The sequence below is a fragment of the Acinetobacter sp. NEB 394 genome (assembly GCF_013374795.1).
Lineage (GTDB): Bacteria > Pseudomonadota > Gammaproteobacteria > Pseudomonadales > Moraxellaceae > Acinetobacter > Acinetobacter johnsonii.
Genome location: NZ_CP055277.1, coordinates 1,126,991 through 1,142,703, shown reverse-complemented (window position 1 = coordinate 1,142,703; position 15,713 = coordinate 1,126,991). Strand labels below are relative to the sequence as shown.

The following is a 15,713-nucleotide window of genomic DNA, read 5'->3' as shown; positions in this document are numbered from 1 at the left end:
AAGCTCATGACACTCAAACAATTAAAAGCCTTTTTGGTCCTTGCACGTACGCTTAATTATGCCAATGCAGCCAATGAACTGTGTCTGAGCCAATCCGCTCTCAGCTTAAGTATTAAAACATTAGAAGAAGAACTCGGTGGAAAACTGTTTAAACGCAACACACGTCGGGTAGAAATCACCCTTGAAGGTCAGTCCCTCATTCCCTATGCCAAAAAGCTCTTGGCCAACTGGGAGGATATGGAAAAAGATGTCAAACAGCGCTTTAAACTCAACCGTGGTACTTTAAATATTGCCTCAATGCCCTTTGCCACTCATGCGGTACTCCCCGAGGTGATGCATGATTTTGCACAGCAGCACCCCAACATCAGTTTTTCAATCCATGACATCACCAATGAAAAAATCATTGAAAAAGTTCAAGAAGGCATCTTTGAGATTGGCATTTGTTTTGAACCCAAGGCCAATGACCAACTAATTTTTCAGCCTTTATTCAATGAAGACTTTTTAGCTCTATTGCCCAAACACCACGTCTTAGCCAAACAAAAAAGCGTGACATGGCCTGAACTATGCTCTTGTCCATTTGTGACCTTACAAAACCCCTCAATTATTCGGCATGTGATTGAGGAACATTGTGCTGCGCATCAAGTGGTGTTGGACTTGAAAGTCGAATGCCACCAAATCAGTTCGCTTTCACACTTCGTTGCCTATGGTATGGGCGTGAGTGCTATTCCACGACATTTCCAAAAATTCATCGACCTTGAAAAAAATGTGTTGGTTGAAATTGAGGACAACCAAGCGCAACTCGCGGTGGGCATTATTTATAAGAAAGATTATGAACTGTCTAACATGTCGTCTCAATTTATTGAAACCACACTTTGGCATCATTTCTAAGCTAAGTTCTCCCTCCTTGACTAAGCGAAACTGAGGCTAAACCTTGATAGTTCAGAATAAGCCGTATGATTATTTGCATGGCTTTACCACATGCTTTGACTCTTCTTTTATCTATTTTTCTTTGTAAATATTCTGCATTAATGAGTTTTTCTTATTATACGTTAGAAAGATTCAATTTCTAAAAAGTGCAGCGCAATGCTAAAAAAATAACAAGCAAGGAAGATCAGGAAATAAAAGATGAATAAAGTCGTCGCAAATGCAGCCGAAGCATTGGCCGATGTGGTTGCCAATAATCAAACGGTTGCCGTGGGTGGTTTTGGCCTCTGTGGTATTCCAGAAGCATTAATTGATGCCTTAAAAGATACAGGTGTCACAGGTTTAACCTGTATTTCAAATAATGCAGGTGTGGATGGCTTCGGTTTAGGTAAATTATTAGAAACCAAACAAATTAAAAAAATGATTGCCTCTTATGTCGGTGAAAATAAAGAGTTTGAGCGTCAGTATCTCAATGGTGAACTTGAAGTTGAGCTCACCCCGCAAGGTACACTCGCAGAAAAACTACGTTCAGGCGGCGCAGGTATTCCTGCATTTTTCACCCAAACAGGTGTAGGCACCCTCATTGCCGAAGGTAAAGAAGTCCGCGACTTTAATGGTCGTCCGCATATTTTAGAAATGTCCCTTACTGCGGACATTGCTTTAGTGAAAGCCTACAAAGCCGATAAAGCAGGGAACTTAGTGTTCCGTAAAACAGCTCGTAACTTTAACCCTGACTGTGCCATGGCAGGCAAATTCACCATTGCCGAAGTTGAACAGGTGGTTGAAATTGGTGAAATCGATCCAGATGACATCCATTTACCGGGTATCTACATCAACCGCGTGGTGCTTAATGCCACCCCAAAAAAGCAGATCGAACAACTGACCATTAAAGCAGAGGAAGCTTAATTATGGCTTGGACACGTAATGAAATGGCGCAGCGTGCTGCCCTTGAACTCGAAGATGGTTTTTATGTCAACTTAGGTATTGGCTTACCGACCTTAGTGGCCAATTATCTACCCGAAGGGATCAATGTTTGGTTGCAGTCAGAAAATGGCTTGCTCGGTATTGATGAATTTCCAACCCGTGATGCAGTCGATGCAGACTTGATTAATGCAGGAAAACAAACCGTCACCGCACGTAAAGGGGCTGCATTTTTCTCAAGCTCAGAATCCTTTGCCATGATTCGGGGTGGTCATGTCAATATTGCTATTTTAGGTGCAATGGAAGTCTCTGAAACAGGCGACTTGGCAAACTGGATGATTCCGGGTAAAAAAGTCAAAGGCATGGGCGGCGCAATGGACTTGGTCTCTGGTGTACAAAAAGTCGTGTTGCTCATGGAACACTGCGCCAAAGATGGCACGCCAAAAATCGTGCCCCAATGTACCCTACCACTCACGGGTAAAGCTGTCGTCAGCCGTATCATTACTGACTTAGGCGTGATGGATATCACTGCTGAAGGTATGAAACTGGTTGAACTGGCACGCGATGTGAACCTAGAACAAATCCAGAAAGCGACTGGATTATCCCAGAGATAAAATGACATGATCAGATCGGATCATGTCATTCCTCTCAAGCTAGGTATGGGATTTCTCAGCACTCATATTCTGAAAATAGGTGCGATAGATATAGACACAGCCAAGTGAAAAACCAGCCATCAGGCCAGATGCCATAGGTAAATGCATCACACTGTCTTGTGGAAAGACAAAAACCAAAAATGGAAAGGCATATACCGCAGGAATGCGCATATCAAAGAGGGTGAGCAAGATCCAATCTTGAATCCACAACTGCATAAGCACGGCCATTGAAATCGACAGGGTCAACACAGCAACCTGCTTAAGACACATTTTCAACGAATACATCATCATATTTAATGATTCATAGACCACCACTGTAATGGGTGGAATCAGTGCCATCGCTTCAATCTTGAAAATAGCAGCGAGTGCAAAACCGATTAAAGTAATACTGGCATACACACCTATTTTTCGTCGATCAAAATTGCCTTTTCTCTCCACGCCTTGGTTCAGTTTAAAGAGCACAACACCCAACATTAGGATAAAACTGGTGGCAAAAATCGAAATCAAAAACGATATTTCGTAGGCTTGGGTCACAATCGGCAAGAAACCCGTGGCCAGTGCGGGCGGTAATATATAGTTAAACATCCGCATCACGAGCAACATGGCACAGAGAACAAAAACCAGTTTGAACAGATATGAAATTGGCATCAAATTAATACAGAAGCCTATAACAGCGGTCAAACTGGGTAAAATAAAAATTTTATCTGGCTGATTCAGCCACTGTTTATCTCGATAGACCCACAGCCCAACGGCCATCGCCGCCATTTCAGGCAGAATAATTTCACGATCATTCAGTCCATAGGCAGCCGCCACCATGAATACTATAAAGACAAAGGCCGCGAGATAGCTTTTGGGGCTTAAGATTGTCTTTGCATGTGACATAGGATTCATATTCGATTCCTTATTGATTTAAAAAGATATAAAGCCAAGTAAATACTTCGTCACCGCAATCAGCGATGGCGCAAATAGCACCATAATGATTCCTGAAATAATCATCGACAGACTGGCAATGACGCCTTCCAATTTATGCCGCTGTCTTGCTCGAGCTATGCCCATAGCATGTGCGGCATTACCCAGTGCTGCACCTGAGGCAAGGTGATTTTTATATTTCATCCAAAGCAAGAGGAGGTCTCCCAACAACATACCGACTAAACCTGTAATCACAGTAAATAGCGGAATCAGGCTGATGGAGCCCCCGAGTTTTTCGGTAAGCACCAAAGCAAAGGGAATCGAAATGGAACGCGCCAACAGGCTATTTTTAACGATGTCATCAAAGTCCAATAGGCTCGCCAAAAACCAACTGCTGAAAATACCCACCAACATGGCGAGGCTGGAACTGAAGAGCAACACTTTAAAATGTTGCTGAATCATGCGGCGATAACGAAAAACAGGAATAGCAAAAGCCACTATGATTGGACCGAGCATGGCCACCAAATATTGGGTATAAAAGTAATAGTCTTGGAACTGATGCTGTAAAAGAAAGATCAGTATGATGCTCATGCTAGGAACAACAATAATGGGGGATAAATAGATTTTTTGTGTTCGAACAAAAAACTGCTTTGCCATGAAATAGCACAGCACGGTCCAAACCAAGTAAAAAATTCCCCAGAATTCAGTCATACTGATCTTCCAGTTTTGGTTCTTGATTTAGCACTGGCTGCTTTAACAACAACCGCACGCTATATACAGAAACCATCATCACCAAAGCGGTGCTGATTAAAATCACCAGCAAAATTTTCCAACCACTGGCAATCAATAAATCCGGATATTGAATCACGCCGACCACCGGCGGAATGAAAAACAGCAGTAATTCCGCCAGTAACAGATCGGCACCGCGTTCAACGTGGGCTAATTTCAACCATTTCATTTCAAGTAAAAACAACAGCAGAAAAAACCCAAGTACCCCTGATGCCACAGGCAAATTCAGCTACTTTTGTAAGATATCAGCACAGCTCCAAACGGCCAAAATAATGATGATTTGGTAGCTCGCAGTTTTTAGCTTCTTCAGCCGATTTCGGGCAGCCAACATCTCAATTTATGTCCGCATAAGCCCGCTCTTTAAACGGCTGGATCGAGACACGTTTGTAGGTTTCTAAAAAAGATTCATACTCCAAACGCAAATCCAGATAAGTATTTAGAATTTCCTCTAACACATCGGGAATATCTTCTGCAGGAAATGATGGCCCTAAAATATCACCGATGGATGCATCATGATCTGAGTTACCACCTAAGCTAATTTGGTAATATTCAGCGCCTTTTTTATCGACACCTAGAATGCCAATATTGCCGACATGGTGGTGTCCACACGCATTCATACAGCCTGAAATGTTCAAATCAACCTTGCCTAAATGATATAAAGCATCCAGATCATCAAAACGGCGAGCTATCGCCTCATACACCGGAATAGATTTGGCATTTGCCAATGAACAAAAATCGCCGCCCGGACAGCAAATCATGTCAGTCAGAAAGCCAATATGCGCACGAGCTAAATTGCCACGATCCAAGACTTGCCACAGTTCAAACAGATCCTTTTGGCGTACATCAGTTAAGGCAATATTTTGCTCATGCGTGGTTCGCAGCTCACCAAAGGTATATTGGTCAGCCAAATCTGCAATTAACCACGGTCATACTTCTGTGCAACCTCAGCCACCTTCCGCAGTTGCGCTGAGTTCATTAAACCATAAGGCACTGCCAAACGTAGCATGGGAGCATAGCGTTGAACATATAAACCATTTTGTAAGCGTAAGGGGCGGTATTCTTCTTCGGTCAGTTTTCCCTCTAAATAACGCTGGGTTTGGTCGCGAAACTGTGCGACACGTTCATTTAATAAATTTTGATCAAAGTCTGTATATAAAAACATGGGGATGACCTAAGTATATGCATCAATATGAAAGAAAAGCTGTTTTGAATGGCGCATCAAAAATGTAAGTTAGGCGAAAAAAGTCGCCTGCTTTCGGGACACGCCATGTTGTAAACAGGTCTGCATATACTCGGCATAGACCGATAACTTTTCATAAATATGCTCGGCATAGAACATATCTTCAACCAACTGGGTCGCTTGCTGCTGGTTATAACTGCCATAACTCAACAATAACTGCGCATTCAATGTGGCGAATTTTTCGCATAAATCGATATATTGCTGATCTTTGTTTTTAAAGAACAATTTCCGCATATTCCATTCACTACTGTCGATGATGGCATCTTGTGGATGGGTAGAAATATAGTTAATTTTGACTTTAAAAAACTGTTCCAGCTCTGCGAGTTTTTGTGTATTGAGCACCAATGATGTCACCAAAAAAATCTGCGAGACATCAGTTCGACATAGCGCTTTGATCAATGAAAAATAGAAAAAATCGACATCATTAAATACGCTATCACTCAAATCTAAATAAACATTGAGTGCCTCAAGCACGTCATCTATTTTTAGGTTTTGTTTTTGCTCTGCTTGATAGTAACGATTGAGGATATTGAGTACGGTTGGCGTGGCTGGACTGCTATAAATCACTGGATGGTTTAAATTTGCCAAGATAAAAGGCGCAAATAAAAATGCGACCTCCGCGTGTTCTGCTTGAATGGCAGACTGCACGATATACTGAACTTTAGCGCTTGAAAAGTCACGTAAAACTTTAGCACGCAGCAAAGTCGCTTCTAAGTTTAAATACTGCTGCTCAAGTAGATGTTGCAGTTGATCTGAAAGACCCTGCCCCTCAACCAATTCAGAAATTGTATTCAGTTGCTGTGTTATAAACATTACGCCACCATCAAGATTGTGATCCCTTCTTGAGTCAAATTTTCAGCTAGTTTGGTGTGAATGAGTAGCTACAGTAAGGCTTGAAAAAACTATAACAGCGTGCCTTCTTCTCAAGTTTTACCGGTATAAAGCCATCAAAATTAGAAAAATAAATTCGTTATATAAATAGGAGCCCAATTCCATCATGGCGTTATTTTGAGGGCCTAAAAATTCAGAAACGACTCTTCTCTTTTCCTATTTCAAGCAGCCCCTTTAGCCATTGAATATAAGCTGGAATCTAGAAAGGAGAATAAAAGTTATGGCTGACAAGACACCTCTAAAGTTGTTTTGATCCTTTCTAACACAACGGTGGTTTTAAACCATTGCACATTGGCATTATGATGAAAAAGCTGATCACATAAGGCCTGAAACCGACTCATACTTGATACCAAGAGTACCAACATAAAATCTGCCTCACCGGTTACGTAATAACACTGCTGTACTTCTGGAATTGAAAAACTCGTTTTCAACTCCTCAAGGTCTCTCACGTGGGTTTGGTTGACGCGAACCTCGACAAAAATCGTAATCACTTGTCCCAATTTGTCTGGATCAAGCACCGCGGTATTACCAATAATATAGCCACTGTCTCTTAATTTTTGAATGCGACGTTGTACTGAGGCCGTTGATAAATGCACTAAATCGGCCAATTCTCGGAGTGGCGTTAAGCAATCTTTTTGCAGATGCTCCAATAAAGCGAAATCAAATTTATCCAATTGCATGAGCAGCCTCCTACGAGAAATCTTCTCATTCAAACCAATAATTACAAGCCATTTTATCAAGAGTATTGCAATAAAATATCATCCATTGATACAGCTTAAGAACCGCCTATGACTACGCATACCAATCCAGCACTTGGCATTAGCTTAAATGTCACAGCCTCGGTGTTATTTGCTTTAATGTTTGCCTATACCTCACTTTTGGGCACGTTGGCAGGTACAGAAATATACGGCTGGCGCATCGTATTGACCATTCCATGTCTAACGCTTTTTATTTGGCTCAAAGGCAATTGGTCTCAGGTGGTGGTTATTTATCGCCGTTTCTACCAAGAGCGCTTTTTCTTTTTAACGCGAATTTTATCTTCGTTTTTAATTGGGATTCAGTTGTGGCTGTTTATGTGGGCACCCAGTCATGGCTATGGACTAGATATTTCACTCGGTTATTTTATGATGCCGATTAGCATGGTGATTGTCGGTCGGATTGCCTTTAAAGAGCGAATGTCACGCTTTCAGCAACTGTCCTGTATTTTTGCAGTGCTGGGGATCTTGAACCTCTTGGCGATTTCTCAAACACTGAGTTGGCCCACTCTGCTGATTTGCTTAGGCTATCCAATCTATTTTTGGCTCAGACAAAAAACGGAGACGAATAATATAGGCGGACTTTGGTTTGACATGATGTTGAGCCTCCCTGTTTGTATTTTCTTTATCATGCAAGGCAGTATCGTCACAGAAAGCCTATCTGAAAGTTCACATACGCTTTGGCTCATTTCAGGACTTGGACTAATCAGTGCACTGGCTTTGGCATTTCAATCCTTGTCTGCCCCGCATTTAAACTTAAGCTTATTTGGACTGTTGGTTTATGTTGAACCGATATTGTTAGTGGCGGTTTCAATCGCCTTAGGGGAAAGCATTACTTCAGCAGAATGGCCAACCTATATCGCCATTTGGCTCGCAGTTTCCACCCTCATGCTTGAAAGATTACCCAGCTTTAAAAAGAATCGTAAATTAGTGATATAGGCATTTTTTAGCATACTTTCCTCTAGATTACTTAAATTTAGCCGTCTAGACATGCTTTGGTGCTGAATCGAGAACTGACTTTCTGTTCTTATTTAAATGGCTATTTGACTCTGAACCGTACCGGGTTTGTCGGAGACTTTTTATTTAAGTTAGGCCACCTGACCTAACGGATTAATTTTATCATAGTACATTGCTTCAAAATCAAAAGGTGGCACATAACCTAGTGCACTATGTACACGCTCTTTATTGAACCAATCTACCCAATTTAATGTCGCAAGTTGTACATCCGCTAAACCTTGCCAATCTGCTTTTAAATATTCAATCACCTCTGTTTTGTATAAGCCATTCACTGTTTCAGCCAAAGCATTATCGTATGAATCACCGGTCGTACCGACTGATGCTCGTAAATTTGCTGCTTCTAAACGATTGGTATAGCGAATGGAAAGATATTGAACCCCTCTGTCACTATGGTGAATCACATTCTTTGGCATGTCTCGAGCATGTAACGCTTGCTCAAGTGCATCGAGCACCATATCTGTATTCATCCGTGTCGATACTTTCCATCCAACAATTGCTCGTGAGAAGACATCAATAATAAATGCAGTATAAACCCAGCCTGAATTTGTTTGAATATACGGGTGAGTAGACCAAGGGAATTTCACCCTTAGCCCCTCGCAGAACCGGACATGAACCTCTCAGCTCATCCGGCTCCCATTATCCAACCGATGGTAAACATCCCATTTTCCAGTGCACAAAGGCATTTGGAAAATCACGCGCAAGTCGCCCTAAGGCATATCTAGCCCGTCTTTTATGACGGGCCAAGTTTTTATACTTACGCCTCATCCAGCGTATAAGATAAGCATTCATGTGTTGCCAGATCGCTGACATTGCTGAACCATGGAATCGACCATAGTATTGCTGCCAACCTTGAAGAATTGGATTGAATATTGCAGATAAATCACTTAATTCGCGATTACACATCAGATGTAGATGCCATTTCCGAATAGTCTGTCGCATTGCTTTAAGTGCATCACGACTGACTGCAGGAGAGAAATTTACATAAACTCTTTTATACTTGTCCACAGCCTTACGGGGCCTAAACGTGTACCCGAGAAAAGTAAATTGAACATCGGGATATGCTTTACGACGATTAATATCTTGGCAATAAACAATCTTTGTCTTGTCTGGATGCAATTCGAGACCGCATTCACGAAATCGTGCATCGATCTTTTGTAAAACAAGTTTGGCTTGAGATAAACTCCGACAATGAATTACGCCATCATCTGCATAACGGCAGAACCGTACACTTTGAAGATGTTTCGTAATCCACATATCAAAAGCATAATGCATAAATAAATTCGCCAATAAAGGACTCACAACACCACCTTGTGGTGTGCCGCGATTCCTTTCTAAAAGATGGCCATTTATGTGTTGCATTGGTGCTTTTAACCAACGTTGCACATATAAAAGAATCCATGGAATTTCACAGTGTTTCTTGAGTGCACGCATGAGTAAATCATGGTCGATGTTATCAAAGAGACCTTTGATATCAAATTCCACAACCCAGTCATAATCCCAACTTCGTCTCCTCACTATCGCAATTGCATCATGGGCAGAACGCCCCGGACGATATCCATATGAGTTTGGATGAAATAATGGATCAATTTTCGGCTCTAATAAGAGCTTAACTGCTGTTTGCGCGACTCGATCTGCAACTGTTGGAATACCTAGTATACGCACGCCACCTGACTTCTTTGGAATCGGAACAGCCTTAACTGGCGGTGGAAAATAACTGCCAGAACAAAGTCGATTCCATAGTTTGTATAGGTTGTTCTTTAAATGCTTTTCGAATTGCTCAATAGATTCATGATCAACGCCTGGAGCGCCACCATTCTCTTTGACTTTTTTAAATGCCTCCCAGATTAACGCTTTAGGAATGTTAAATGGTTTGGTCATAAAGTTTTGCTCCTCCTGCTTGCACAGTTGACAAATCCGTAGACCTGGATAATGCAACCCCTTCGCTCCATTACCATTACAGTAACTTCAACACTACTACGAGTTGCTCCGCCCCTTGGTGACGCATTGCTATTATCAGCCTTGCCTTTTGAGCTTGTGCCTTTCGCTTGACATCGCCACCGAAGGTTCCCGCAGTTCAACGTAAGAGCCTGAATTAGGATCGCGCTGCCTCTACGCCGGACACCGAATGGCCCGTAAGCAGGTAACGGCCAAACTAATCGCGGGGTAACTTCCATCCCCGGTTTTGATGTCATTTGAGTACTTTCGACACTTGAACGGCAGTTCACTGGTGTTCGCCTTCCTAATTCTTACCTGACATCTCTACGATGCCTTTTCCATAACGCTCACGACCGGGACTTTTGATCCAAGCCGCTTATGGTGGTTTGCTACCTGCTCCTGCAAGCCGATAGCGAGGGGCCATACCCTCATCTCTTACGCCGCTTGCTGCGGCACACTGAAGTCAGCGACCCATAGCTGGTCAGGATGATCAGCACTAAAATTGCGTTTCACCAAGTCATCTGCTCGTTTTTGATCCTCTCGGCTACGGGTAGTTTGTTTATTCTTACCACGCCAAACACCTTGTATACCTAGTTTTTGCATCAATCGAGCAACTGTACAGCGAGCAATAACATAGCCTTCACGTTTCAATTTTTGCCAAACTTTACGCACACCATATCGACCTGAACTTTCCTTCCAAATTCGTTTAATTTGTTCAGCATGATGCAAGTCATGTAGATCTCGCTTTGCTCGATGTTCTGGGTTTTCAACGAAATCTAGTGTTCGATAATAGGTAGAAGCCGCGATCGGTAAAATCCTGCAAATCGCCTCAACACCATATAACGCCTTATTGTTATGGATGAAATCTACCATTATTTGTGTGGGCGGTCGAGCTCCGCCTGGGCGAAAAAAGCGGCTGCTTTACGTAGAATTTCGTTAGCACGTTGCAGTTCTTTATTTTCACGTTCGAGTTGTTTAATACGTTCTTGATCTGAAAGTTGCTGTACTTTAATTGGGTTTTGTTTATCTAAATATTTTTGATACCAAACACGTAGAGTTTCAGGAGTACAACCTATCTTGGGAGCAATAGCGGTGATCGCAGCCCAATTCGATGGATAATCTTTCTCGGATTCAATCAATAATTGAACCGCTCTTTCTCTGATTTCAGGGGTATATTTTACTTTTTTCATCGGGACATTCTCTCAGAAAGCTTGGTCTCCGACAAACCCGGTACGGTTCACTCCGCGAGTTAGGTGCTGACACTTCATATTTAAAACGACATAGAGTGAATTACAGCGAACCTTTTAAATGATGATGTTGTCTCACAATACTATTCAATAAACTGGAAAAGTTGATTGCAGGTTGGCTATGCAAATCTGCCTTAAACGCAATACCGAGTCCAATTGTCGCGGTCTTATTCTTCAGGTATTTATATTTAATCCCTTCAATTTTGAGCTGTTGGGTAGATTCAGGCACCAAAGAAATGCCCAAATTCGCCGCAACCAACGATAAAATCGAAACAATCTGAGGGGCTTGCTGTCCAATTTTAGGCGTGAAGCCATGCTGTTGGCAGCTATTTAAAATCGCGGCATACAGCCCTGCACTCACCTCTGGTGGAGAGACAATGAAGCTCTCATGCTTAAATTCTGCCAAATCTACTACCTCATCTTCTGCGGGATATTGAATCGGTAAGGCAGCAATCAATTTTTCATCGATCAAATTACGAATCGTAATGGCTTTAGGATACTGTGCAGGTGGTCGTACAATTGCAATGTCTAATTCATTATTCAATAAACTTTCAATTAAAATTAAAGAATTGGCTTCTTTTAATGCCAAATTCACCTGAGGGTATTGCTGTTGAAATGCTTGAATGGCAGTTGGAATCAAAGAGTTTAGAATTGAGGTGCCTGTAAAGCCGAGGCGTAGTTCTCCCAATTCGCCATTTGCCGTACTTTGGGTCAATTTCACCGCATTTTTTAGTTGGTTCTGAACAGGCAAAACCATTTTAAGAAAAGTTTCCCCTGCTGGTGTCAGAGCTACACCATGAGAGTATCGATAAAAAAGTTCAACGCCAATTTCCCTTTCCAATTTTTTAATTTGCATACTCAACGGCGGCTGACTTATGCCGAGACGTAAGGCCGCTTTAGAGAAACTTTGCTCTTCCGCGATAGCAATAAAATATTGAATATTGCGCAGCTCCATATATTAAAGCTATACCATTATTGAGTTATATATATTATACATATATGTATGTAGTTATTAAAATAAAGCTTCTCTCCATTTTAAATCCGCCAAGTTATGAAACTGAGCTCTTCACTAGAAGTAGATTGGTCTACCCCTCAACAGCCGATTCCACAGACCATCAGCCAAGGTACAGTTGAATATAAAAGAGCGGGCATGGCACTGTTTTTGTTGGGCTTTGCCAGTTTTTCACTGATCTATTGCGTACAACCCTTACTGCCGAACTTAAGTCAGAGTTTCCATATTGCACCCAGTGCAAGTGCTCTAGCACTGTCGTTAACCACAGGCTTTTTGGCTATGTCGATCGTGCTATCCAGTGCCTTTTCACAAACATTGGGCAGAAAAGGCCTCATGTTTTTCTCTATGCTTTTGGCTTCTATACTCAATGTGGTATGCGCGGTTTCACCGAGTTGGCATGTGCTCATGGTTTCAAGAAGCTTAAAAGGTTTTGTCCTAGGTGGAGTTCCCGCTGTTGCCATGGCTTGGATTGCAGAAGAAATTAGTCCCAAAAATTTAAGTAAAACCATGGGGCTGTATATTGCAGGCACAGCATTTGGCGGCATGATGGGACGTGTTGGCATGGGCATTTTGACCGAGTTTTTCTCATGGCGTATTTCCATGGCCATTCTCGGCGGCATTTGTCTGTTCTGTGCGTTTGGTTTTTTGAAACTCTTACCCAATTCACGAAATTTCATTGCCCAGCAAGGCATCTCTTTTAAGTTCCATCTACATGCATGGTATACACACTTAAGTCATACACGGCTGTTAAAAATCTATGGGATTGGCTTTTTACTCACCAGTGTATTTGTCACGCTGTTTAACTATGTCACCTTCAGACTGTTTGCAGCACCGTATCATTTAAGCCAAACCCAGATTAGCCTCATTTTTTTATCTTATAGTTTGGGTATTATTTCCTCTTCGATTGCAGGCAATATTGCAGACAGAATAGGCAAAAAGCAGATGATTATCCTGGGCTTTTCATGCATGCTCTTAGGCGTGCTACTTACCCTTTCTGCCTCGTTGTTTTTGATTATTCTCGGGATTGGCTGTGTGACCACTGGCTTTTTTATTGCCCATGCCATTGCTAGCAGTCGAGTTGGAGAACTCGCGACATCCAGTAAAGGTCATGCCACTTCCTTGTATCTGCTTTTTTATTATTTAGGTTCAAGCATTGTGGGTGCGTATGGCGGAAATATCTGGCAAAGCCATGGCTGGAATGGCATCGTTATATTAAATATTTTTCTGATTCTAATTGCACTCATCGTTATTTTTTCAATAAAACCACTTCATTCTCCATCTGTTACCCATTAGGAACATCTACATTATGCAACAACACTTATTTGTCTACGGTACTTTAGGGCCAAACAAACCGAATGCTCATATTTTAGAAGTGATTGCCGGTACATGGAGCAAAGGTTCTGTGAAAGGTTTGCTTAAGGAAGCGGGTTGGGGTGCAGAACTTGGTTTTCCTGGGCTAATGCTAAGCCCAGATGGACCAGCTGTTGATGGATATATATTTAGTTCAGAGCAATTAGATACGCTGTGGAACAGCTTAGATGAGTTTGAAGGAAGTGAATATCAGCGTGTTTTAACTGAAGTCACTTTAGAAAATGGGCAAATACAACAGGCTTATGTTTATGCGTTAAACCCAAATACATAAAAAGCATGACATCATATCGTTAGCGTATAAATGTTGTGCATACATCGAAAAATTGTGCGGTATTTGAATGTTATTCCTAATATTCAAGTACCGCTAATTTTTGAATCCTTGATACGCATTATCAAATTCATGCAAAGTTCTGTTTTTCTAACCATGCCTTCAACCCAGACCAACTTTTAAAATCATCCACCGCACGTACAATACAATTTGGACTACGTTCCAAGAGCATTTTACTTAAGGCATTGCCCGGCCCAATTTCTAAGACAAAATCAGGCTGATTTTCTTGTATAGCACTTAAGCAAGCATCCCAATCAATCGCATGATTCATTTGGTGAATCAACGCATTCACTGCATCTGTAGTCTTAAAAAACTTATGTCCACCCGAACCGCTAATCATAGCCGTGCATAAACCAACAAAGTCTTGATGCTGTAAAACTTGCCGATACGGCTGAACCGCAGCATCCATACATACGGTATGTGATGCAATAGTAACATTCAAGCGTTTAACAAAACGTGTTCCTCGCAATTCAAGTTGCTGAGCAAGCTGCTGTAAATTAGCATCGGCCCCACCCACGACAAAACTACTATCACTCCAGTACAATAAATAAAAACTGTTATGTATAAAAAGCCCATACAGTTTAGGAGAAATGGAATGCGCAGCCAAACTCGAATTGATGCAGTTATGGATGAAATTAAACTCAAAATTAGTTCACGCACCTATCTCCCCAGTCATCGCCTTCCCTCTGTGCGCCAACAAGCACGGACATTGCAGGTCTCTGTTTCAACCGTTGTCGAAGCCTATGAACGTTTAATGGCCGAAGGCATCATTCTGTCTAAACCTGGATCAGGCTTTTATGTGTCTGGCCCTGTCGCGCCACTGGCTTTAGCCCAAATGGGGCCTAAGCTCGATAGAGAGGTCGATCCTTTATGGGTCTCTCGACAAGCCTTGGATACAGATCACAGCACACTCAAACCAGGTTGCGGCTGGTTACCACCCGAATGGTTATATGAGACAGGTGTTCGACGTGCTCTACCGCCACCATTAAAACAAAGATCACTGTTCCAAAGGGCTGGAAACTGCGTTTGAATGACCTTTTGATAATTTAAATAAATCTGCTGCGACTCTTGATAGGCCTGATCTGGTTTTTTGATGATCGATGGTATTTTAGTGACATGCGCATCGTAGCCCATCAAGCCTGACAGTTTTAAATATTGTGGATATTGCTGGATAACACTTAACATTTCAGCAAATTGCGTTTCAGACTGCACCCCACCCCGATGTAAGCCCACATCAATTTCAATATTCACGTGCAGACTTATGGCATAGTCTTTGGCTATCTCTAAATATTGCAACAACCGTTCTTTGGTATCAATTAACCATTGGATATTTGCATTTGTCCAAGCTGAATTTTGTGCATAAAAAGCATGAGCTACTTGGGCAGGCATGGGCTTCCCCAACAAAAGATCAGCCGCTGAGAAATTTTCTAATATCAACTGGATATGTGGCACATGAAAGACCATAAAACGCTGTGTATTCAATTTCTCCGACAGCAGCTGGAGTAAATTTAAGCTGGCCAACGATTTGACCACTAAACGGGGTTTTAACTGTTCCGCCTGAACGAGCTTCGTTTGAATATATTGGATGTTCTGTTGTAATGCAGCGTCATCTACAATCAGTTGGGGTGTCGCAATCCCTTGTGTTTTTAAGTCTGAATTGAGTGTTTTAAAATAGTGATCCAACATTCTTTTTGTCCTATTCTGAATAAAAGTAGTCACCT

Annotated in this window: 14 protein-coding genes, 5 pseudogenes and 1 other annotated feature; of the genes and pseudogenes, 7 read left to right on the top strand and 12 right to left on the bottom strand. The window is 41.9% G+C overall.

Going from position 1 to position 15,713, the window contains the following annotated elements; genetic code table 11:
- Window positions 1–6: 6 nt before the first annotated feature.
- The 3 genes from HUK62_RS05365 (at window position 7) to HUK62_RS05355 (ending at window position 2,459) form a co-directional block, all read left to right on the top strand.
- Complete coding sequence (locus tag HUK62_RS05365) at window positions 7–888, top strand: LysR family transcriptional regulator (protein WP_176537285.1); 882 nt, start codon at window positions 7–9, stop codon at window positions 886–888.
- Window positions 889–1,125: 237 nt separating this feature from the next.
- Complete coding sequence (locus tag HUK62_RS05360) at window positions 1,126–1,830, top strand: CoA transferase subunit A (protein ID WP_004981373.1); 705 nt, start codon at window positions 1,126–1,128, stop codon at window positions 1,828–1,830.
- A 2-nt stretch (window positions 1,831–1,832) separates the two neighbouring features.
- Window positions 1,833–2,459 (top strand): 3-oxoacid CoA-transferase subunit B, encoded by a 627-nt coding sequence (locus HUK62_RS05355; protein ID WP_176537284.1) that lies wholly within the window; start codon window positions 1,833–1,835, stop codon window positions 2,457–2,459.
- 39 nt (window positions 2,460–2,498) lie between these two features.
- On the opposite strand, the gene HUK62_RS05350 is transcribed toward HUK62_RS05355, so the two are convergent.
- The 6 genes and pseudogenes from HUK62_RS05350 to HUK62_RS05325 all read right to left on the bottom strand — a co-directional run bounded on the left by HUK62_RS05350 (window position 2,499) and on the right by HUK62_RS05325 (window position 7,007).
- Window positions 2,499–3,389: a hypothetical protein gene (locus HUK62_RS05350; RefSeq protein WP_176537283.1), complete on the bottom strand. Its 891-nt coding sequence runs from the start codon at window positions 3,387–3,389 to the stop codon at window positions 2,499–2,501.
- 18 nt (window positions 3,390–3,407) lie between these two features.
- Entirely contained in the window at window positions 3,408–4,118 is a 711-nt protein-coding gene (locus HUK62_RS05345) for an LrgB family protein (RefSeq protein WP_176537282.1), read from the bottom strand.
- A pseudogene (locus HUK62_RS05340) lies at window positions 4,111–4,527 on the bottom strand (CidA/LrgA family protein). The gene HUK62_RS05345 and the pseudogene HUK62_RS05340 overlap by 8 nt, the downstream one beginning before the upstream one ends.
- 1 nt (window position 4,528) lies before the next feature.
- Window positions 4,529–5,358 (bottom strand): annotated as a pseudogene (locus HUK62_RS05335) (nitrite/sulfite reductase).
- Between the two features lie 69 nt (window positions 5,359–5,427).
- Window positions 5,428–6,249, bottom strand: a complete 822-nt coding sequence (locus HUK62_RS05330; RefSeq protein ID WP_176537281.1) for a hypothetical protein — start codon at window positions 6,247–6,249, stop codon at window positions 5,428–5,430.
- Between the two features lie 296 nt (window positions 6,250–6,545).
- Window positions 6,546–7,007: an Lrp/AsnC family transcriptional regulator gene (locus HUK62_RS05325; RefSeq protein WP_176537280.1), complete on the bottom strand. Its 462-nt coding sequence runs from the start codon at window positions 7,005–7,007 to the stop codon at window positions 6,546–6,548.
- Window positions 7,008–7,115: 108 nt separating this feature from the next.
- Here HUK62_RS05325 and rarD point away from each other — a divergent pair, with 108 nt between their 5' ends.
- Window positions 7,116–8,021, top strand: a complete 906-nt coding sequence (gene rarD / locus HUK62_RS05320; RefSeq protein ID WP_176537279.1) for an EamA family transporter RarD — start codon at window positions 7,116–7,118, stop codon at window positions 8,019–8,021.
- A gap of 149 nt (window positions 8,022–8,170) precedes the next feature.
- Here the strand turns inward: rarD and HUK62_RS05315 are convergent.
- The 4 genes and pseudogenes from HUK62_RS05315 to HUK62_RS05300 form a co-directional block, all read right to left on the bottom strand.
- Window positions 8,171–8,656, bottom strand: a pseudogene (locus HUK62_RS05315) (IS3 family transposase); the annotation flags it as partial.
- 79 nt (window positions 8,657–8,735) lie between these two features.
- The gene (gene ltrA, locus HUK62_RS05310; protein WP_004826931.1) at window positions 8,736–9,977 is read right to left on the bottom strand and encodes a group II intron reverse transcriptase/maturase; all 1,242 of its coding nucleotides are present in this window, start codon (window positions 9,975–9,977) and stop codon (window positions 8,736–8,738) included.
- A gap of 513 nt (window positions 9,978–10,490) precedes the next feature.
- Window positions 10,491–11,224 (bottom strand): annotated as a pseudogene (locus HUK62_RS05305) (IS3 family transposase); the annotation flags it as partial.
- Window positions 10,833–10,949, bottom strand: a sequence feature (AL1L pseudoknot). Its footprint overlaps the pseudogene before it by 117 nt.
- 100 nt (window positions 11,225–11,324) lie before the next feature.
- Window positions 11,325–12,236, bottom strand: a complete 912-nt coding sequence (locus HUK62_RS05300; RefSeq protein ID WP_176537278.1) for a LysR family transcriptional regulator — start codon at window positions 12,234–12,236, stop codon at window positions 11,325–11,327.
- A gap of 96 nt (window positions 12,237–12,332) precedes the next feature.
- Between HUK62_RS05300 and HUK62_RS05295 the strand changes: the two genes are divergently transcribed.
- Both HUK62_RS05295 and HUK62_RS05290 read left to right on the top strand, forming a co-directional pair.
- Window positions 12,333–13,586, top strand: coding sequence for an MFS transporter (locus HUK62_RS05295; protein WP_176537277.1), 1,254 nt, complete (start codon window positions 12,333–12,335; stop codon window positions 13,584–13,586).
- 13 nt (window positions 13,587–13,599) lie between these two features.
- Complete coding sequence (locus HUK62_RS05290) at window positions 13,600–13,935, top strand: gamma-glutamylcyclotransferase family protein (protein WP_176537276.1); 336 nt, start codon at window positions 13,600–13,602, stop codon at window positions 13,933–13,935.
- 127 nt (window positions 13,936–14,062) lie between these two features.
- On the opposite strand, the gene HUK62_RS05285 is transcribed toward HUK62_RS05290, so the two are convergent.
- Window positions 14,063–14,599 carry a hypothetical protein gene (locus HUK62_RS05285; protein ID WP_228723740.1) on the bottom strand — a complete coding sequence of 179 codons (537 nt, stop codon included), beginning with the start codon at window positions 14,597–14,599 and terminating at the stop codon, window positions 14,063–14,065.
- Between HUK62_RS05285 and HUK62_RS05280 the strand changes: the two genes are divergently transcribed.
- Window positions 14,552–15,022 (top strand): GntR family transcriptional regulator, encoded by a 471-nt coding sequence (locus HUK62_RS05280; protein WP_317113190.1) that lies wholly within the window; start codon window positions 14,552–14,554, stop codon window positions 15,020–15,022. The genes HUK62_RS05285 and HUK62_RS05280 overlap by 48 nt on opposite strands.
- Here HUK62_RS05280 and HUK62_RS05275 read toward each other — a convergent pair.
- Window positions 14,968–15,678 (bottom strand): annotated as a pseudogene (locus HUK62_RS05275) (alanine racemase); the annotation flags it as partial. The gene HUK62_RS05280 and the pseudogene HUK62_RS05275 overlap by 55 nt on opposite strands.
- Window positions 15,679–15,713 lie beyond the last annotated feature (35 nt).